Annotated in this window: 13 protein-coding genes; 7 read left to right on the top strand and 6 right to left on the bottom strand. The window is 72.6% G+C overall.

Going from position 1 to position 16,481, the window contains the following annotated elements:
- Positions 1–170: 170 nt before the first annotated feature.
- Positions 171–2,090, top strand: coding sequence for a DUF2637 domain-containing protein (locus tag AC0VYL_RS02340; RefSeq protein ID WP_475482175.1), 1,920 nt, complete (start codon positions 171–173; stop codon positions 2,088–2,090).
- Between the two features lie 733 nt (positions 2,091–2,823).
- On the opposite strand, the gene ispF is transcribed toward AC0VYL_RS02340, so the two are convergent.
- The 3 genes from ispF to phoU all read right to left on the bottom strand — a co-directional run bounded on the left by ispF (position 2,824) and on the right by phoU (position 4,825).
- Positions 2,824–3,294, bottom strand: a complete 471-nt coding sequence (gene ispF / locus AC0VYL_RS02335; RefSeq protein ID WP_475462915.1) for a 2-C-methyl-D-erythritol 2,4-cyclodiphosphate synthase — start codon at positions 3,292–3,294, stop codon at positions 2,824–2,826.
- 31 nt (positions 3,295–3,325) lie between these two features.
- A complete protein-coding gene (locus AC0VYL_RS02330; protein ID WP_026129182.1) occupies positions 3,326–3,808 on the bottom strand; it encodes a CarD family transcriptional regulator in 483 nt (160 codons plus the stop codon).
- A gap of 354 nt (positions 3,809–4,162) precedes the next feature.
- Entirely contained in the window at positions 4,163–4,825 is a 663-nt protein-coding gene (gene phoU / locus AC0VYL_RS02325) for a phosphate signaling complex protein PhoU (RefSeq protein WP_378737916.1), read from the bottom strand.
- 124 nt (positions 4,826–4,949) lie between these two features.
- Between phoU and AC0VYL_RS02320 the strand changes: the two genes are divergently transcribed.
- Positions 4,950–6,143 (top strand): sensor histidine kinase, encoded by a 1,194-nt coding sequence (locus tag AC0VYL_RS02320; protein ID WP_475458615.1) that lies wholly within the window; start codon positions 4,950–4,952, stop codon positions 6,141–6,143.
- Positions 6,140–6,838 (top strand): response regulator, encoded by a 699-nt coding sequence (locus AC0VYL_RS02315; protein ID WP_475458613.1) that lies wholly within the window; start codon positions 6,140–6,142, stop codon positions 6,836–6,838. The genes AC0VYL_RS02320 and AC0VYL_RS02315 overlap by 4 nt, the downstream gene beginning before the upstream one ends.
- 241 nt (positions 6,839–7,079) lie before the next feature.
- On the opposite strand, the gene pdxR is transcribed toward AC0VYL_RS02315, so the two are convergent.
- Positions 7,080–8,609, bottom strand: coding sequence for a MocR-like pyridoxine biosynthesis transcription factor PdxR (gene pdxR / locus AC0VYL_RS02310; RefSeq protein ID WP_475482174.1), 1,530 nt, complete (start codon positions 8,607–8,609; stop codon positions 7,080–7,082).
- Positions 8,610–8,676: 67 nt separating this feature from the next.
- Here pdxR and AC0VYL_RS02305 point away from each other — a divergent pair, with 67 nt between their 5' ends.
- Complete coding sequence (locus tag AC0VYL_RS02305) at positions 8,677–9,315, top strand: pyridoxamine 5'-phosphate oxidase family protein (protein WP_475458609.1); 639 nt, start codon at positions 8,677–8,679, stop codon at positions 9,313–9,315.
- A 47-nt stretch (positions 9,316–9,362) separates the two neighbouring features.
- Here AC0VYL_RS02305 and dtd read toward each other — a convergent pair whose 3' ends face one another.
- The gene (gene dtd, locus AC0VYL_RS02300; RefSeq protein ID WP_475482173.1) at positions 9,363–9,788 is read right to left on the bottom strand and encodes a D-aminoacyl-tRNA deacylase; all 426 of its coding nucleotides are present in this window, start codon (positions 9,786–9,788) and stop codon (positions 9,363–9,365) included.
- Positions 9,789–9,837: 49 nt separating this feature from the next.
- On the bottom strand, positions 9,838–11,688 hold the full coding sequence (locus AC0VYL_RS02295) for a DUF2207 domain-containing protein (RefSeq protein ID WP_475482172.1): 1,851 nt from the start codon (positions 11,686–11,688) through the stop codon (positions 9,838–9,840).
- Between the two features lie 213 nt (positions 11,689–11,901).
- Between AC0VYL_RS02295 and AC0VYL_RS02290 the strand changes: the two genes are divergently transcribed.
- The 3 genes from AC0VYL_RS02290 (at position 11,902) to AC0VYL_RS02280 (ending at position 16,442) form a co-directional block, all read left to right on the top strand.
- Positions 11,902–12,786, top strand: coding sequence for a neutral zinc metallopeptidase (locus AC0VYL_RS02290; protein ID WP_475462914.1), 885 nt, complete (start codon positions 11,902–11,904; stop codon positions 12,784–12,786).
- On the top strand, positions 12,783–13,850 hold the full coding sequence (locus tag AC0VYL_RS02285; RefSeq protein WP_475482171.1) for a neutral zinc metallopeptidase: 1,068 nt from the start codon (positions 12,783–12,785) through the stop codon (positions 13,848–13,850). The genes AC0VYL_RS02290 and AC0VYL_RS02285 overlap by 4 nt, the downstream gene beginning before the upstream one ends.
- A 75-nt stretch (positions 13,851–13,925) precedes the next feature.
- The gene (locus tag AC0VYL_RS02280) at positions 13,926–16,442 is read left to right on the top strand and encodes a hypothetical protein (protein ID WP_475482170.1); all 2,517 of its coding nucleotides are present in this window, start codon (positions 13,926–13,928) and stop codon (positions 16,440–16,442) included.
- Positions 16,443–16,481: the final 39 nt, after the last annotated feature.

Here is a 16,481-nt window from a genome sequence, read left to right as displayed (position 1 = left end):
GCACCAGCGTCGGGAAGCAGCCGGAATCGGCCGGAATCTCGTGTTCGCGGCACTGCCTGGACTACGCTTCGGTGACGATGGCCCCTTTCAACAACGCCCCCGAGACAGGGACACGGAACGGTCGGACCGCGAATCGCGGCGCGGGAGCCGGTGCTCTCGTCGGTGGCGCCGTGTTCGTCAGTGTCATCGCCCTGTGCGCCCTAGTCATCGCCTACAACGGCATCTACCGGTTCGCCCTGATCGTGCACCACGAGGGCGGCTTCCTCCCGCACGTCTTCCCGGTGACGTTCACCCTGCTGGTCCTCATGGCCTTCTGGGTGAGCTACGTCCTGCGCGCGGCTCCGCCGAGCGAGCGCCTCTGGGTGGACGTCGTCCTCATCCCCCTGCTGATCCTCGCCGCGGCCGTGCCGATGGTGCTGCACAGCATGAACATGGTGGACCGCATCGCGGCGAACCACGAGGGGATCGTCCAGGTGGTGGTCGCGGTCGCCCCGCTGGCCGCCCTGCTGGTGGCGTTCCTGCTGTGGATCACCGTGCGCGCGCACGTCCGCAGACGCAACAGCCGCGGCCGTCCGCGCGCCAACCCCGCCGACGACCGCGCCACCGTGCTGCGCGGGCGCCCGAGGCCGGAGGACGCCCCGCCCCGCGACCGGGACGGGACGGAGGCGCTCAAGACCCGGCTGCTGCGCCTGGGCTCGGACGGGACGGAAGCGACGGACGAGTCCGACGAGGACGAGTCCCGGGTGGCGCCGCTGCCCGCCCGTACCTCCACCCTGCGCCGTGACCGCGAGGAGCAGGAGGAGAAGGAGCGGAAGGAGCTCCTCGAACGCGAGGACCGGGAGCGCGCCGAACAGGAGGAACGCGAGCGGGAGGAACAGGAGCGCGCGGAGCAGGCCGAGCAGGAGCAGGCCGAACGCGGGCGCGCGAGCGAGGCCGCCGTCGAGGCCGGTCCCGTGGACCTCCCCCGGGACGACCGTTCCGACGCCGACGACCCGGACTCCCCGACGGAACCGGTCGCCGCGGTGGACGCCGGGGCTGGGGAGGCCGCCGAGGCCTCCGTGCCCACGCTGCCGCTCCCCCGTCGGGCCCGTGACAGCGACAACCCGATCAAGCGCGCTGCCGCCGAGCCGCCGGTGGTGCCCGCCCCGACCCATTCCCCCGAGTCCGAGTCCGAGCACACAGCCGGGCACGGGTCCGAGGGATCCGGGGACCCGGCCGCCCCGGACTCCGACCGCCTCGCCGACGAGGGGTTCGAGCACGACTCCCCGGTGGCCGACCCCAGCACGGACGAGGCGGAGGCACCCGTCCCCGCTCCGGTCGTTCCGGAGCCCGAGCCGGAGCCGGAGCAGGCCCCGGAGGCGGAGCCGTTCGTCGCGGGGGCCGGGACGGAGGGAGGAACCGGTTCCGAGGAACCCGGGGAAGAGGTGTCTCCGGAGGCCCGCCGGGGCGGCGGCCCCGTGGAGCTGTGGCCCGAGGGCGAGACCGGGTCCGGCCCCCTGCCCGAGATCGAGGACCTTCCCGCCGTGGCGGAGGAGGAGACGGGCGCGGAGCCCGAGTCCGCGGACGACCACGGCGGGTCTCCGCTGTGGGAGCCGCCGTCCGAGGACCCGGCCCCCTCGCACCTGGCCGACTACGTGCCTCCGGTGTGGACCCCTCCCGAGGACGACACCCCGGCCGAGCCCGCTCCCCTGGTGGGTCGGGCGACCGGTGAGGCTGAGGCGACCCCGGCCCTGGACCACGACACCGGCCCCTCGGTGCGGGCCGCTTTCCGGATGGGTTCGGTTCCGCCCGGTGCGGCCCGACCGGAGCCGGAGCCGCTGCCCGATCCCGAGCCCCTGCCCGAGGACGAAGCGGAGGTGGAGGCCGAGGCGGAGCACGATCCCGAGCCGGAGCCCGAGTCGGTGGCGCGACACGAGCCCGAGCGCGAGCCGTTGACGGAGCGCGCGCCCCGCACCGGTCCGCGCTCGCTCAGGTCCATGGAGAAGCGGCCCATGGTGCTGAAGCCGAAGCGTCCGCCCATGCCGGACTTCGCCTCGGGCCCGCCCTCGCGCCGCGTGCGCAGTGAGCCGCTGCCTCCTGAGGACCACTGAGCAGGACGTGCGCCCCGGCCTCGGACGGGGCCTGAACAAGGGGACGTCGGCCCCGGAACCACGGGTTCCGGGGCCGACGTACGTCCGGGACCGGGGCGGCGGGGGCGCGTGGCCGGGGCGCCTGGGCTGCTGAGCGGCGGGGGCGGGCCTGGGTGAGGGCAGCACGGAGCGGGCGGGAGCGGAGGATCCCCCGAAGTCGACGCTACGCGTGTCTGAGGGGGCTCCACCAGAGTCGGTCCGTTCGCCTGTGGACAACCCGCCCCGCCCTGTGAACGACCATCCGGATCGTGCTCTCACACGGCTGTGAACGGCGGGTTTCGGTCCCCTGACCAGGCACTCCGTCACGGACCGGATACCGGTCCCACAGCGGCGCTTCGAGGGATTCCCGCGAGACCGAGCGACCGAAGGTCCCCACCCCGGCGCCGGACACCGCAGGGGCGCTCCGTCACGGACGGACTCCGGCCATCAGAACGGCGGGAGGAAGCCCCCTCAGGAGCCTCGGTGGCCGGGAGGGACGACCTGGCGCTACCCGGACACCCGACGCGACCAGTCACGGGCCCCGCGCCGCCCTCGACAGCCACCGCCCCGTGCGGGCTGACGGGGGGCCGCACGGCAGCGCTCCCCCGGCGCCGGACACCGCAGGCCTGGCGCGGTCGGCGCTCGGACGGCCGTGGCCCCAGCTCAACGCACGGAGGGCGGCCCCGCGACTGCGGGGCCGCCCTCCGTGCGTGTGTCAGTCCCTGGGAGCGCAGACGGCCGTGGCGACGGCCGCGATGCCCTCGCCCCGACCGGTGAGGCCCAGGCCGTCGGTGGTGGTGGCCGACAGGCTCACCGGCGCACCCACGACCTCGGAGAGGGTCTTCTCCGCCTCGTGGCGCCTGGGAGAGAACTTGGGTCGGTTGCTGATGATCTGGACGGCCACGTTGCCGATCTCGAATCCGGCCGCGTGCACGCGGGCGACGGTCTCGGTGAGCAGGGCCGCACCCGAGGCGCCCTTCCACCGGGGATCGGCCGTGCCGTAGTTGGATCCGAGGTCACCGAGTCCGCAGGCGGACAACAGCGCGTCGCACGCCGCGTGGGCGGCGACATCACCGTCGGAATGGCCGCTGACACCGTCTTCACCCGGCCATTCCAAACCGGCGAGAAAAAGTGTCCGTCCAGGAGAAAACGGGTGGACGTCGGTACCGACGCCCACCCGAGGCATTTTCGTCATGAATTACGTGATTCCGCGAGTATCAGTTCGTCAGAACCTCGTCGAGGAGGGCTTCCGCCTTGTCCTCGTTGGTCTTTTCCGCGAGTGCGAGTTCGCTCACGAGAATCTGCCGGGCCTTGGCCAGCATCCTCTTCTCGCCCGCGGACAGGCCACGTTCCTTGTCCCGGCGCCACAGGTCCCGAACGACCTCGGCGACCTTGTTGACGTCGCCGGACGCCAACTTCTCCAGGTTCGCCTTGTAGCGCCTGGACCAGTTGGTGGGCTCTTCGGTGTGAGGTGCGCGCAGCACCTCGAAGACCTTGTCCAGGCCCTCCTGCCCCACCACGTCACGAACGCCGACATCCTCGGCGTTCGCGGCCGGCACACGCACCGTCAGATCGCCTTTGTCAACCCTCAGAACGAGGTAGGTTCTGTCCTCGCCCTTAATGGTGCGAGTCTCGATCGCTTCAATACGAGCAGCCCCATGATGGGGGTAGACAACAGTGTCGCCGACCTTGAAAGCCATGTGACAGGTACCCCTTCCGCTACCACAAGGATACCACGAATCTGTGACTTAACGTACCTATTAGGTTTGCGAACACGCAGGTCAGGCCACACATTTTAGGCCTTGACAAAGTGTACCCGAGGAGTCCCGGCCACCCGGTCGGAGCGCTCCCGAGAGGCCTCCACCCCTGCTGGCCAGCCGAAGCGCGGCTTGACGCGGGCGCGGATCGGGGTAGGGTTCGCCCCCGCCCGGACACCCTCCGCGAGCGTCCAGAGCGATAAAGGTCACGATTTCGGATCGGGTCGGCCCGCCCGTGACCCGTCCGGATCCCCGGGCCCGGCCAACCCGACCGCACCGCACGTCATGACCCCGTCATCAGGCCTCGGGCTCGTAGTCCTCACGCTTCTCGCCCGTCACCATGTAGACCAGGTTGTCCGCCACGTGCACCGCGTGGTCACCGAAGCGTTCGTAGAACCGGCCGACCAGGGTGACGTCCATGGTGGCCTCCACCCCGTACTCCCAGCCCGGAGCGAGGATGCGCTGCAACAGCTTGCGCCGCAGCCGGTCCATCTTGTCGTCGTCCTTGTCCAGTTCCAGAGCGGTGTCGGGGTCCCGCTCCATGATCACCTCACCGGCCTTGATCACCAGGAGCTCCGCCTGGTGGCCCATCTCCAGGACGATGGAGCGGACCGGCTTGGGGATCGCGGAGTCCGGGTGGCGGCGCCGGGCGATCTTGGCGAGGTGAACGGCGTGGTCACCCATCCGCTCGAGATCCCCGCGCATCGAGAGGGCGGTGATGATGGTCCGCAGGTCGGAGGCGACCGGCTGCTGCCGCGCCATCAGGCTGAAGGCGGTGTCCTCGATCTCCTGGTCGAGGCGGTTGAGCTCCTCGTCACCCGAGATCACCTCCTGAGCCGCGTTCAGGTCACTGTCCAGCAAGGCCGTGGTGGCCCGCGCGACTGCGTGCCTGGCGAGCCTCGTCATCTCGACGAGGCGTTCACTCAGGCTGTCTAGGTCCTCATGGTAGGTATCGCGCATGTCCTCAATGCTCCCAGTCTGTGTTTGAAGGATCGGCCAAGAGTTGGTGAACGATGAAAGAACCTCGGTTGTGTCACATGCCCTGACCGGGTAAAGCCCCAGTCCGCACGTTTACGATCGAATCGTGCAAGGGGAACTTCTCGCCGCGGTCGTCGGCATCATCGGGCTCGTCGCGGGCGTCGCCATCGGCGTCGTCGCCGCCAGCCCTCTCTTCCGTACGCGCACCACGGGCGAGGAGGCGCCGTCACCACGCCACGACGGCAGCACCCTCCCCCAAGGGGTGGCGGAGGTGCTGTCCGCGCTTCCCTCCTCTGCGGTGGTCCTCGACTCCGGCGACCGCGTGCTGCGCGCCTCCTCCGCAGCCAGGGCCTTCGGCATCGTCCGAGGGGAGGAACTGGTCATAGGCGAACTCCTCACGCTGGCCCGCAAGGTCCGGCGCGACGGGGTGATCCGGGAGACCGACATCGAGGTGGCCGTCCGCAAGTTCGGCCCCGACGCCACGTCCTTCGCCGTGCGGGTCGCCCCTCTGGGCGGCACCGGCCTGGTGCTGGTGCTGGCCGAGGACCAGACCGAACACCGCAGGGTGGAGGCGGTCCGGCGCGACTTCGTGGCCAACATCTCGCACGAGCTGAAGACCCCCGTGGGCGCGCTGTCCCTCCTGGCGGAGACCGTACAGGACGCCAGTGACGACCCCGAGGCGGTGCGCCGCTTCACCGGGCGCATGCAGACCGAGGCGTCCCGGCTCACCGCGGTCATCCAGGACCTGATCACCCTCTCCCGCATCCAGGGCGCCGAGCCCATCGCGGAGCCCGCCCCGGTGGACCTGGGTTCGGTCGTCGAGGAGGCGATCGACACCGTGCGCATGCCCGCCGACGCCAAGGGCATCGAACTGGTCGGCAGCGGCGCCGAGGGGCTGACGGTCCTGGGCGACGAGGCGATGCTGGGAACCGCCCTGCGCAACCTCATCGCCAACGCCGTGGCCTACAGTCCGAAGAACACGCGGGTCGCGGTGTCCGTCGGGACCTCGCGGAGCAGCGTGGACATCAGCGTCGCCGACCAGGGGATCGGCATCCCCCAGCAGGACCTGGAGCGAATCTTCGAGCGGTTCTACCGTGTGGACGCCGCTCGGAGCCGGGCCACCGGTGGTACCGGTCTCGGCCTGGCCATCGTCAAGCACATCATGACCCACCACCGTGGAGAAGTGACCGTGTGGAGCAAGGAGGGGTCGGGTTCGACGTTCACACTGCGTCTGCCCAGACCCGAGAGCCGGGAGCTCGACGCGACCCGGAACGACAACCACCAGGAGACGGCACAGTGACGCGCGTACTCGTAGTAGAGGACGAGGAGTCCTACAGCGACGCCCTGTCGTACATGCTGCGCAAGGAGGGCTTCGAGGTCGCGGTCGCGCCCACCGGGACCGTCGCTCTGGAGACCTTCGACCGGACCGGCGCCGACCTGGTGCTGCTGGACCTCATGCTTCCCGGGCTGTCCGGCACCGAGGTGTGCCGGACCCTGCGGCAGAAGTCCAACGTCCCCGTCATCATGCTCACCGCCAAGGACTCCGAGATCGACAAGGTCGTCGGTCTGGAGCTGGGCGCCGACGACTACGTGACGAAGCCGTTCTCCTCCCGTGAGCTGGTGGCGCGCATCCGCGCGGTGCTGCGCCGCCGGGGCGAGGACGAGATCGTCCTGCCCGCCGCCCTGGAGGCCGGCCCCGTCCGGATGGACGTGGAGCGGCACGTGGTGACGGTGCGCGGGGACAGCGTGCAGCTCCCGCTGAAGGAGTTCGAGCTGTTGGAGGTGCTGCTGCGCAACGCCGGGCGGGTGCTCACCCGGATGCAGCTCATCGACCGCGTGTGGGGCGCCGACTACGTCGGTGACACCAAGACCCTCGACGTGCACGTCAAGCGTCTGCGCGCGAAGATCGAGGAGGACCCGGGCAGCCCGCGGTACATCGTCACGGTGCGCGGCCTCGGCTACAAGTTCGAGCCCGTCACCGTCGAGGTCGAGTAGGGCGCCGGGCGGGCACGGAAGGTCCCCCTGCGGGTCCCTCTCCCCTTCCCGTCCGGCTCCTCCCCTTCGTGTCCCGGGTCGCGGTGCTGCCGCGGCCCGGGACCTCGTGTGTCCGGGGCGCCCGCGCCGCGCTGTCGCGCCCTTTTGAGGGCCTGACCCGCGCCGCCGGGCGCGTCCGGTGCGCCCCGGACCTGGGGGACGTCCACGGCCTCCGGTACCCGGGGCCCTCAGGGACGTCCGCTCACTCGTCCCGGGCCGCCGCGCTCCCCGGCTCCCGGTCGGCGGGCTCGGCGCCCGCCATGCCGCGTACCGACGGCCGACCGCTCCCCGCGTGGCGTGCCACGGCTCGGGCCAGGACCTCGCACGCGCGGCGGAGCTCCGTGCCGCCCGCCGTCCCGTAGCCGATGACCAGGCCGTGCACGCCGGGGTCGCCGTGGCTGGCGCGGCTGGTGTCCTCCACCAGGACCCCCTCCTCGGCCGCCGCCGCGATCACGGGCGCCACCGCCTCCTCGGGCAGGGTGAGCAGCACGTGCAGCCCGGCGGTGTCCCCGCCGATCCGGGGGCCGAGGTGTTCCACGAGCAGGGCGCGGCGGCGGGCGTACTCCAGGCGCATCCGGCGCAGGTGCCGGTCCAGGTCCCCGCGTTCGAGCAGGAGGGCCGTGGCCGCCTGGACGGGTCCGCTGGTGCGGTCGGACAGGTCGGCCCGCACCCGGGCGAGGCGGTGCAGCAGGTCGGGTTCGGCCACGATCCAGCCGATGCCGAGGTCGGGGTCGAGGGTCTTCGAGAGGGTGCCGAGCAGTACGACCCGCTCGGGGTCGAGCCCGTACAGGGCGGGCAGGGGCGCCACGTCGTAGCGGAACTCGGCGTCGTAGTCGTCCTCGATCACCACGGCTCCGGTCCGCCGGGCCCAGGCCAGGAGGCGTTCGCGGCGGGGCACGGGGAGGCGCCCGCCCAGCGGGTACTGGTGGGCGGGGGTGGTGTAGACGAGCGCGAGGTCGTCGGGCAGGTCGTCGGGGCGGATCCCGTCGTGGTCGACGAGGCAGGGAACGATCTCGGCGCCGCGTGCGGCCAGGATGGTGCGGGCCTTCCCGTAGCCGGGCTCCTCGACCCCGGCGCGGAAGCGGACTCCGGGGGACGCCGCCGTGCCCGGCCACCCCTCCGCTCCGGCGGTCATGGCGCCGACCAGGTCGATCCCGTTCCCGGTCCCCCGGGTGACCAGGACGTTCTCGGGTCCCACCCGCACGCCCCGGGTGCGGCGCAGGTGTTCGGCCAGCAGGGCGCGCAGCCTCGGGTCCCCCTGGGGGTCGGGGTCGTCCGAGGGCGGGACCTCGGCGGCGTGCCGCCAGGCCCGGCGAAGTGCGGCGCGGTCGTGGTCGCGGACCCAGGCCGCGCCGGGCCGCAGGTCCACCGCCCCGGCACGGCGGATCTCGTCCCGTGAGGGGCGCCCGCGGACGGGTTCGGCGGTGCGCGGGGGTCGCGGTCGGGCGGGGGCGGACGGTCTCGGCAGGGGGCCGTGTTCGGCCACGAAGGTGCCGGAACCGTGGCGGCCGTCGAGCCAGCCCTCCGCGTAGAGCTGCTGGTAGGCGTCGGTGACCACCGTGCGGCTGACCCCGAGCTGCCCGGCCAGGGCCCGGCTGGAGGGCAGCCGTTCACCCGCCCTGAGTGCTCCGGAGGCCATGGCCTCCCGCAGCGCGCCGGACAGCTGCGCGGTGAGGGGCGTGGGGTCGGCGCGGTCGAGGCGGACCGGCGGTTCGGTGAGGTGTCGCGGCAAAGTGGTCTTTCACTTCCTGCCAGAAGTGGCCATGGTTGGGGTATCCACTTCTGCCTACCGTAGACGCATGCTCTCCACCACCGAACGCACACGGCTCAACCGCGCCAAGCACAAGACCCGGACCGACCGCGCCGAACTGTACGACCTCCTCGACGAGGGCCTGGTCTGCCACATGGGCGTGGTCGTGGACGGTTCGCCCCGGGTCGTGCCCACGGGGTACGGGCGGATCGGCGACACCCTCTACCTGCACGGGTCGACCGGAGCCCGGTCCCTGCGGGCGGCGGGCGAGATGTGCGTGACGGTCACCCTGCTGGACGGGATCGTCCTGGCCCGCTCGGGCTTCCACCACTCCGTGAACCACCGGTCCGCGATGGTCTTCGGAACGCCGCGCGCGGTCACCGACGAGCAGGAGCGCTGGGACGCGCTGCGGGCGATCACCGAGCAGCTCGCTCCCGGTCAGTGGGAGGCGGCCCGCCAGCCCGACGCCAAGGAGATGGCGGCCACCAGGGTGCTGGCGCTGTCCCTGGAGGAGGCGTCGGTGAAGGTCCGCACGGGCCCGCCCGCAGACGACGAGGAGGACTACGCCCTCCCGCTCTGGGCGGGTGTGCAGCCGGTCCGCACGGTGTTCGACCCCCCGGTCACCGACCCGGCCCTGGTCCACGACCTCCCCGTCCCGGAGCACGTCCTGGCGCGCGTGACCCGGTGACCCCGTGACCCGGTGGGCGCGGCGGGACTCCGGCCGCGCCCGCGCCCTCAGGCCTCCACGATGACCGTGAAGGGGCCCTCGTTGGTCAGGCCGACGGACATCTGGGCACCGAACACGCCCGTGGCCACCTCGGCGCCCTGGTCGCGCAGCTCGCGCACGACCGCGTCCACCAGGGGCTCGGCCACCGGTCCGGGCGCGGCCGCCTGCCAGGTGGGACGGCGGCCCTTGCGCGCGTCGCCGTAGAGGGTGAACTGGCTGACCACCAGCAGCGGCGCCCCGACGTCGGAGCAGGACTCCTCGCCCTCCAGGATCCGCAGGGACCACAGCTTCCTGGCGACCTTGCGGGCCTCCTCCTCGGTGTCGGTGTGCGTGACCCCCACCAGGGCCATCAGTCCGGGACGGGTGATCTCTCCGACCACCTCGCCCTCCACCGTCACCGAAGCGTGCGACACCCGCTGCACGACAGCGCGCATGGTCCTCCCCTGTTCCCGTGTGTACTCCCCGCCCCTGGTCGGGGCGGTGCTACCTCGATCGTTGCAGCTGGTTGAGCAGGCGCATACGTCGGGTGTTGGTGATCAGACCGGTGAGGGTGACCACGAACGTGCTGATCGAGTCCGAGAAGTCCTCGATCCGCCACTCGCGCGGGCCGGTGTACCAGTGCAGGCCGTCACCGTCGAGCTCCTCGGGACTGAGGTCCGCGATGGCCGCGGCGGCCAGGATGTTGGCCCAGCGGTCGACGTCGTCGAAGATCACCGCGTAGGGGAGGTAGCGCGAGTACAGTTCCACCCGTTCGCCGGGCGGGGCGCTCTGGGCGCGCTGGCTGAGCAGGTAGTCGCGGAAGCCCATCGTGTGCGCGTACACCGAGCTGCCGAGCCTGGTCTTGGCGGGCATGTACTGCGCTCCCGCGGTGACGGCGGCACCGGCGATGACGACGGCCAGCCCGGTGAAGGCGGCGCTGGTGAACACCGCGAGCACCCCGGTCAGGACCACCCCGACGGCGGTGAGGGCCATGCCCACGGTGGTCCAGGTCCCCCGCACCCGGCTGGGCGACCGGGAGAACCACTTGAGCCGGACCATGTCGCGGTACAGCTCCTCGCGGACCCGGTCCACGCGCGCCGGGAAGTCGTCGGAGTGGCGGGGGGAACCGAGCTCGGACAGGCGCACGGTGCGGCGCTCCCCGAAGAGGGCGTCCAGCAGGAGCCACTCGGAGGAGAGCAGGGTCTCCTCCGTCGGCCCGTCCAGGCGGACCAGCCGCCAGTCCACCGACGTGAAGTGTTCGTGGGGCAGCTCCTCGACCCGGATGTGACCGCGTACGGCCAGGTCGAGGACGGTGCCGGTGAGGTCGGCGATGTCCACGCGCTCGTCGACCAGCGTGCCGATCTGACCGGGGTGGACGTCGTCCGGCGGGGCGAAGCGCATCCGGCCGTGCTCGCCGCGGGCCACAGGGGCGTGGTCGCCCTCCGCCGCCTCGCTGCGCAGCGCGCGTTCGTCGCGGCCCCGGAGGCGGATGAGGGCGATCAGCCCGCCGACCAGGACCAGCAGCAGGAGTCCGAACACGCTCGCGGTACCCGGTGTCACCTGGAAGGCGGACGCCAGCGACCACCGGCGGTTCAGGAGGGGTTCGCCCTCGGCGGTGCCGGGCGGGTAGTTCACGACGATGTCCAGCCGGTCGCTGGGGGTCATGTCGGCCTGGAGGAAGTGCGCGACGACCGCGTCCCCGCCCATGTCCGAGGCGGTGCAGTACATGGCGCTGCGGGGTTCGCCCGCCAGGCACGACAGCGCCTCGGGGGGCTGCGGAGCGGTGACGGTGACGTCGGTGGAGCGGACGTCGTGGCTGTAGGCGCCCACGGCCCGCCACTCCAGCTGGACCCCCTGGGCGACCTCGCCCACGGTGCCGCTGACCCGGTAGCTGAGCCGCACCCCGCGCGTGCCCTCGGTGGGGATGCGCACGAGGAGGGCGCCGTCGGTCTCCTCGGTCTCCACCTGGAGGGTGGAGCCGCCGGAGTCGACCGCCGAGACCCCGTTGATCTCGAACCGGCGGTCGTGGTCGGTGTCGTAGAGCATCGTGGCGGTGAGGGCGCGGGTGAAGGTCTCCGGCGCCGGGCCCTCGAACCGGATGGACTCCTCGCCGTGCAGAATGCCGAGTTGGTCCAGTTCCAGACGGATATCGTTGGTGATGACCGCGTCCGTGGCGGAACGTCGGTCGATGACCGTCGGTTCGTGCCCCGGTACTGTGGTTGCCGGTGCGGTCGCCGTCACCGCGTGCGCCTGCCCTCCCGGCCACCCCGCGGCGACCACCACGAACGGCGAGGAGAACACGAGAAGGGCCGTCGCCATCGCGACGGCCGGGCGCCAGGAGCCGACCCACCACATGACGCGAGAGCTTATCCGGTCCGTGAGCGGACCGTATCCATCGGGCGCCCTCCCCGGCGTCGCGTACCGGACCCCCGCTGGTGGCTCCGTCGACCGCCCCTCCGGCGTGGCCGGACCTCCCGCGCGGAACGGGGGCGCGGTCGCGTGCTGACCCGACGACGGAACCGACCCGTGTCCGACCCCTGGGCGGAGCGCCCCGGCTTCCTCCAGCGCATGGGGCTGGGAGTCTCGCTGTCCCTGGGCACGGGGCTGGCCGCCGTGGGTTTCACGGGCTTCCTGGCGTTCTCGGCGCTGCTGCCGACGGCGCAGCCCGCCTGGGGCGGGCCCGTGGGACCGGACGCCACCCAGGTGCTGTCGGCCGAGGCGGCCTCGGCGGAGTCCGACACGGCGCGGATCGAGGACCCGCTCGGGCAGAACCCGCTGTACGCCAACGGCGAGCTGGGCGAGGTCACGTGTCGGCCGCCGAAGATGGACGCCGAGGACCCGAAGTCGGTGGAGACCTTCGTGCACTCCATCGCGGACTGCCTGGACGCGGCGTGGGGCGCGTACTTCCATGAGGCGGGCATCCCGTTCTCCTCCCCCAACCGCGTGTACTGGTACGCGGCGGGGAACAGCCCGTGCGGCCCCTTCCCCAAGCAGGGGACGGCGGCCTTCTACTGCCAGGCCAACCAGGGCCTCTACCTGGGGGTGGAGGACATCGTGGCGGCCTCGGCGGGCAGTGACGAGGCCGAGGCGTACACGTTCCTGCTCAGCCACGAGTACGGGCACCACGTGCAGGGGCAGTCGATGATCCTGGCCGAGTTCCGCTCGCTCCGGGCCAACGCCGACCAGGAGACGGCGGACGAACTCACCCGGCGCAACGAGCTCCAGGCCAACTGCCTGGGCGGGGTGTTCGTCGGCTCCGCTGAGGAGTCCCTCGGTTACGGGAAGTCGGAGCGAGCCAATATCCTCGACTCCGTCGGGCTCCGCTCCGACCACGCGGGCACGAGCACGCACGGATCGGTGGAGAACGGTCGTCTGTGGACCGCGCACGGTCTGGACCGTCTCGACCCGGCGGCCTGCAACACCTGGGAAGCCCGCGAGGAGCTGGTGCGGTGAGCGGTGACCACGGACCGGGAGGCTCCGACGAGCCCCGCGGGCCCGGCCCGGGCGGTTCCGATCCCGCCCTGTCGGCGGCGTCCACCCGGCTGGAGTACTCCCGCAGGGCCCACCGCACCAACCGCAGGGTGTTCAGCGCGGTGTGCGGCCTCCTGGTGGCCCTGCTCGCGCTGTCGCTGCTCTCCTGGACCAGCGTCAACGAGGGCGAGTCCGCCATGGACACGGTCTCCGAGCGGGCCGACGGCGGGGGCGACGACAAGCCCGGCCAGCCTCCGAGCCCCACCGCCGACGCGCCCACCGGTCAGCTGGGACTACCCGGGCGCACCGTGCCCGACCGGCCCTCCGGCCACAGCGCGCTGGTCGCCAACCCCATCTACGACACCGGTCGGCTGAGTCCGCTGCCGTGCCCGGTACCCGAACTCGACGTCGACGACCCCGGCTCGATGGAACGGTTCCTGCACCTGGTCGCGGACTGTCTGGACGACGTGTGGAAGACCCAGTTCGACCGCGCGGGCATCCCGTTCGCCCCGCCGGACCGGGTGTTCTGGGACGAGCCCGGGGTGAGCCCCTGCCGTTCCTACCCGTCCCCGGCGGGCGCCTTCTACTGCCGGGCCAGCGCGTCGATCTACATCGGCACCTCGGACGTGGTGGAGAAGTGGAACGGCTCGGACGACAGCGTGGTCTACGCGTCCCTGCTGGCCCACGAGTACGGGCACCACGTGCAGGGCGAGTCCGGGCTCCTGGAGTACTACCACGAGCAGCGCCAGCTGGAGGAGGACGACGCGGGGCGCAACTCCTGGACGCGCCGCAGCGAACTCCAGGCGAACTGCCTGTCGGCGGCGTTCCTGGGGTCCGTCCGGGTGAGCTACCCGCTCTCGGAGGGGGACCTGTCCACGCTCCTGGACGACGCCTCGGCCACCGCCGACCGCCCCGACGGCCCCGAGGAGGAGCGCACGCACGGTTCCTCGGACAACAGCGTGTGGTGGACGCGGACCGGTTGGACCGAGCAGTCGGCGGGGGCCTGCAACACCTGGGACGTGAGTGACGAGGGAATGGTCAAGTAGCACGCCTGGTCACGGGTTGTCCACAGGCTCCGGCTTTCCGTGTTTCATCGCGACTGTGCGTGGCAGGATGCTGACATGCCGGACACCCCCGAACCCTCCGGCTCGTACGAGCCCGAGCACCCTCGCCCCGTGTCTCCCACCCTCTCCGTCACCCGGACCCCCGCCGCCAGGCACTCCCCCGTGGACACCACGGTCACCACCCTCGTGCCCCCGGTCGCGCCCACCGCCGAACCCCGGTCCGCTCCCACCCGCAACTGCGTGGAGCTGCGCGTGCACGGGGTCAGCGGCGGCCAGGCCGAGGAGCTCCTGGACGTGGAGCCCGCCATGCGCGTGGGCGGCGACCGGCTCGCGGGCTTCTTCCGCTGGCGGCGTGAGCCGGACACCCAGAGCGTGCCGGGGGTGCGGCGCGAGATCTTCGCCTGGGGCAACCTGACCTCGGGCAGCTCCTCCCGGGCCTTCTGGCTCCTGCTGCTGCCGTTCATGATGCTCAACGTGGCGTACTGGATGCGGCCCGGCCGGATGGACCGGGGCCAGACCGGGGTCCGCAGGGCGGCCAGCATCGCCTACGGGGCGGGGGTACGGCTGCTGGCGCTGTCGTTGACCGTGCTCATCACCCTGGCCTCGGCCGGGGTCGGCATGGACCTGGTGGGCTGGCAGTGCGCCGGGCTGGGTGACGCGTGTGTCCAGGCGCGCCCGTGGCTGGCCTTCCTCGCCTCGTCCTCCTCGCCGCTGTCGGCGCCGGGTTGGGGGCTGCTGGTGGGGGCGGTGCTGCCCGCCGCGGTGATCGTGGTGCTGTGGCGGCTGTCCCGGAGGACGGCCGCCGACTACGAGGTGGTGACCGGCCCGGTGCCGCCGGACCACGCCGAGGACGCTCCCCTGAGCCACCCGGACTTCTGGCGCAACAGCGAGATCATGGCCCGGCTGAGGTCGGTGCACATCGCCCTGGCGGTCGGTACCGTCGCGGCGCTGCTGCTGGTGCCCGCCTTCCTGCACGACCTGTCGGCCCGGTCCGGGGGGTCGGCCGCCGAGCCGGGCGCCTGGTGGGTCGGGGCGGTGCTGACGTTCCTGCTCGCGACCGTGGCGGCCGCGAGCACCGCGAGCGTGCTGGTACCCGGGCTGGATCCGCGGTGGAACGCCCGGGCCGACCGGTTCTGCCGGGTGCTGCGGGACACCGTGCTCGTCCTGGTGGTGGCCGTGGCGGTCTACACGGTGTGGCCGCGCCCCGGCTGGGTGGCCGAGGGGCGGTTGCCCGGCAGCGGCACCATGCTGAACACGCTCTTCGCCACCCAGGGCGCGCTGGTGCTGATGCTGCTGGTGGCGGCCCTGGTCCTGTTCGCGGTGGACCGCCCGCACGAGCGGACCGCCATGCGGGGGCTGGCCGGGCCGTCGACGGCGGCGCTCGGAACACTGCTCGGTGGCGGGTTCTCGGCCGCGCTGGTCTACCAGGGGTCGCTGTGGCTGAGCGGCTGCGGTTCCATGAGCGCGCCGGAGGCGGACTGCCTGGCGCTGTCGCCGCCGACCGCCTACTCGTGGCTCCAGCTGGCGTTCGCCTTCGAGGCGGTGATCGTGCTGGCCGTGGTGGCGGTGCTGGCCCTGCGCCTGCGCGGGGCGGTCCGCGCGCAGCTGCCGGAGGTGACCTCGCTGTATTCGCGGAGTGTGCGGGACCGCCGGACCTGGGACATCGCCAGGGCCAGGGCGGCCGGGCGGATGACCGAGGTGCTGCCCGCGGTGCTGGCCGCGCTGTTGCTCCCGGTGGTGCCGCTGGTGGGGCTGGCGCTCTACTCGATCATCACCGGGAACCTGGTGGCCGGTCCGGTGGACGCGCCCACGGCCGTGGCCGGGGAGTTCCAGGGCGCGGTCCAGAGCGCGTTGGACGCCCTGGTGGGGGTGGGGTCGCTCCTCGGCGGGGCGAGCCTGGTGGCCCTGGTGTGGATCGGCCGGAGCGCGTACCGGGACCGGCCGACCCGGCAGGCGGTCGGCGCGGTGTGGGACGTGGGGACCTTCTGGCCGAGGGTCGCGCACCCGCTGGCCCCGCCCTCCTACGCCGAGCGCGCGGTGCCGCAGCTGACCGCGAGGGTGGCGAGGATGGCCGGTGAGGGCACCGACGTGGTGATCTCCGGCCACTCGCAGGGCTCGGTGCTGGCCGCGGCGACCGTGTGGCAGCTGCCCCGGAGCTGCCGCTCCCGGGTCCGCCTGATCACCCACGGCTCACCCCTGGACCGGCTGTACGCGCGGTACTTCCCCGCCTACTTCGGACCGGCGTCCTTCGCGGACCTGACCGGGAGGGTGTCGGCCTGGCGCAACCTGTGGCGGGTCACCGACGCCATCGGCGGTCCGGTCAGACGCCGTGGCGCCACCGTGGCGGGCGAAGACGGGGGCGAGGCCCTGGAGATGGTGGACCAGGCCGAGCCGCTGCCCGACCCGCGCTCCTACGACGCCCCGCCCGGGGAGGCCCGACGTCCGGAGATCCTGGGTCACTCCCACTACACGAGCGATCCGGCCTACGCGGAGGCGCTCTCCGAGGTGCTGCCGCCGGTGCCCTCGCCGCCGAGGGACGCGCCGCCACGGGCCTCGGCCCCACACGGCGGGTGAGGCCGGTCCCGACGGGCCGGGGCGGCGTCACGCGGTGGC

It is taken from the genome of Nocardiopsis sp. iso_238 (assembly GCF_056173325.1).
Note: the sequence above shows the minus strand (reverse complement) of the source record. Positions and strands in the feature narration are given on the sequence as shown.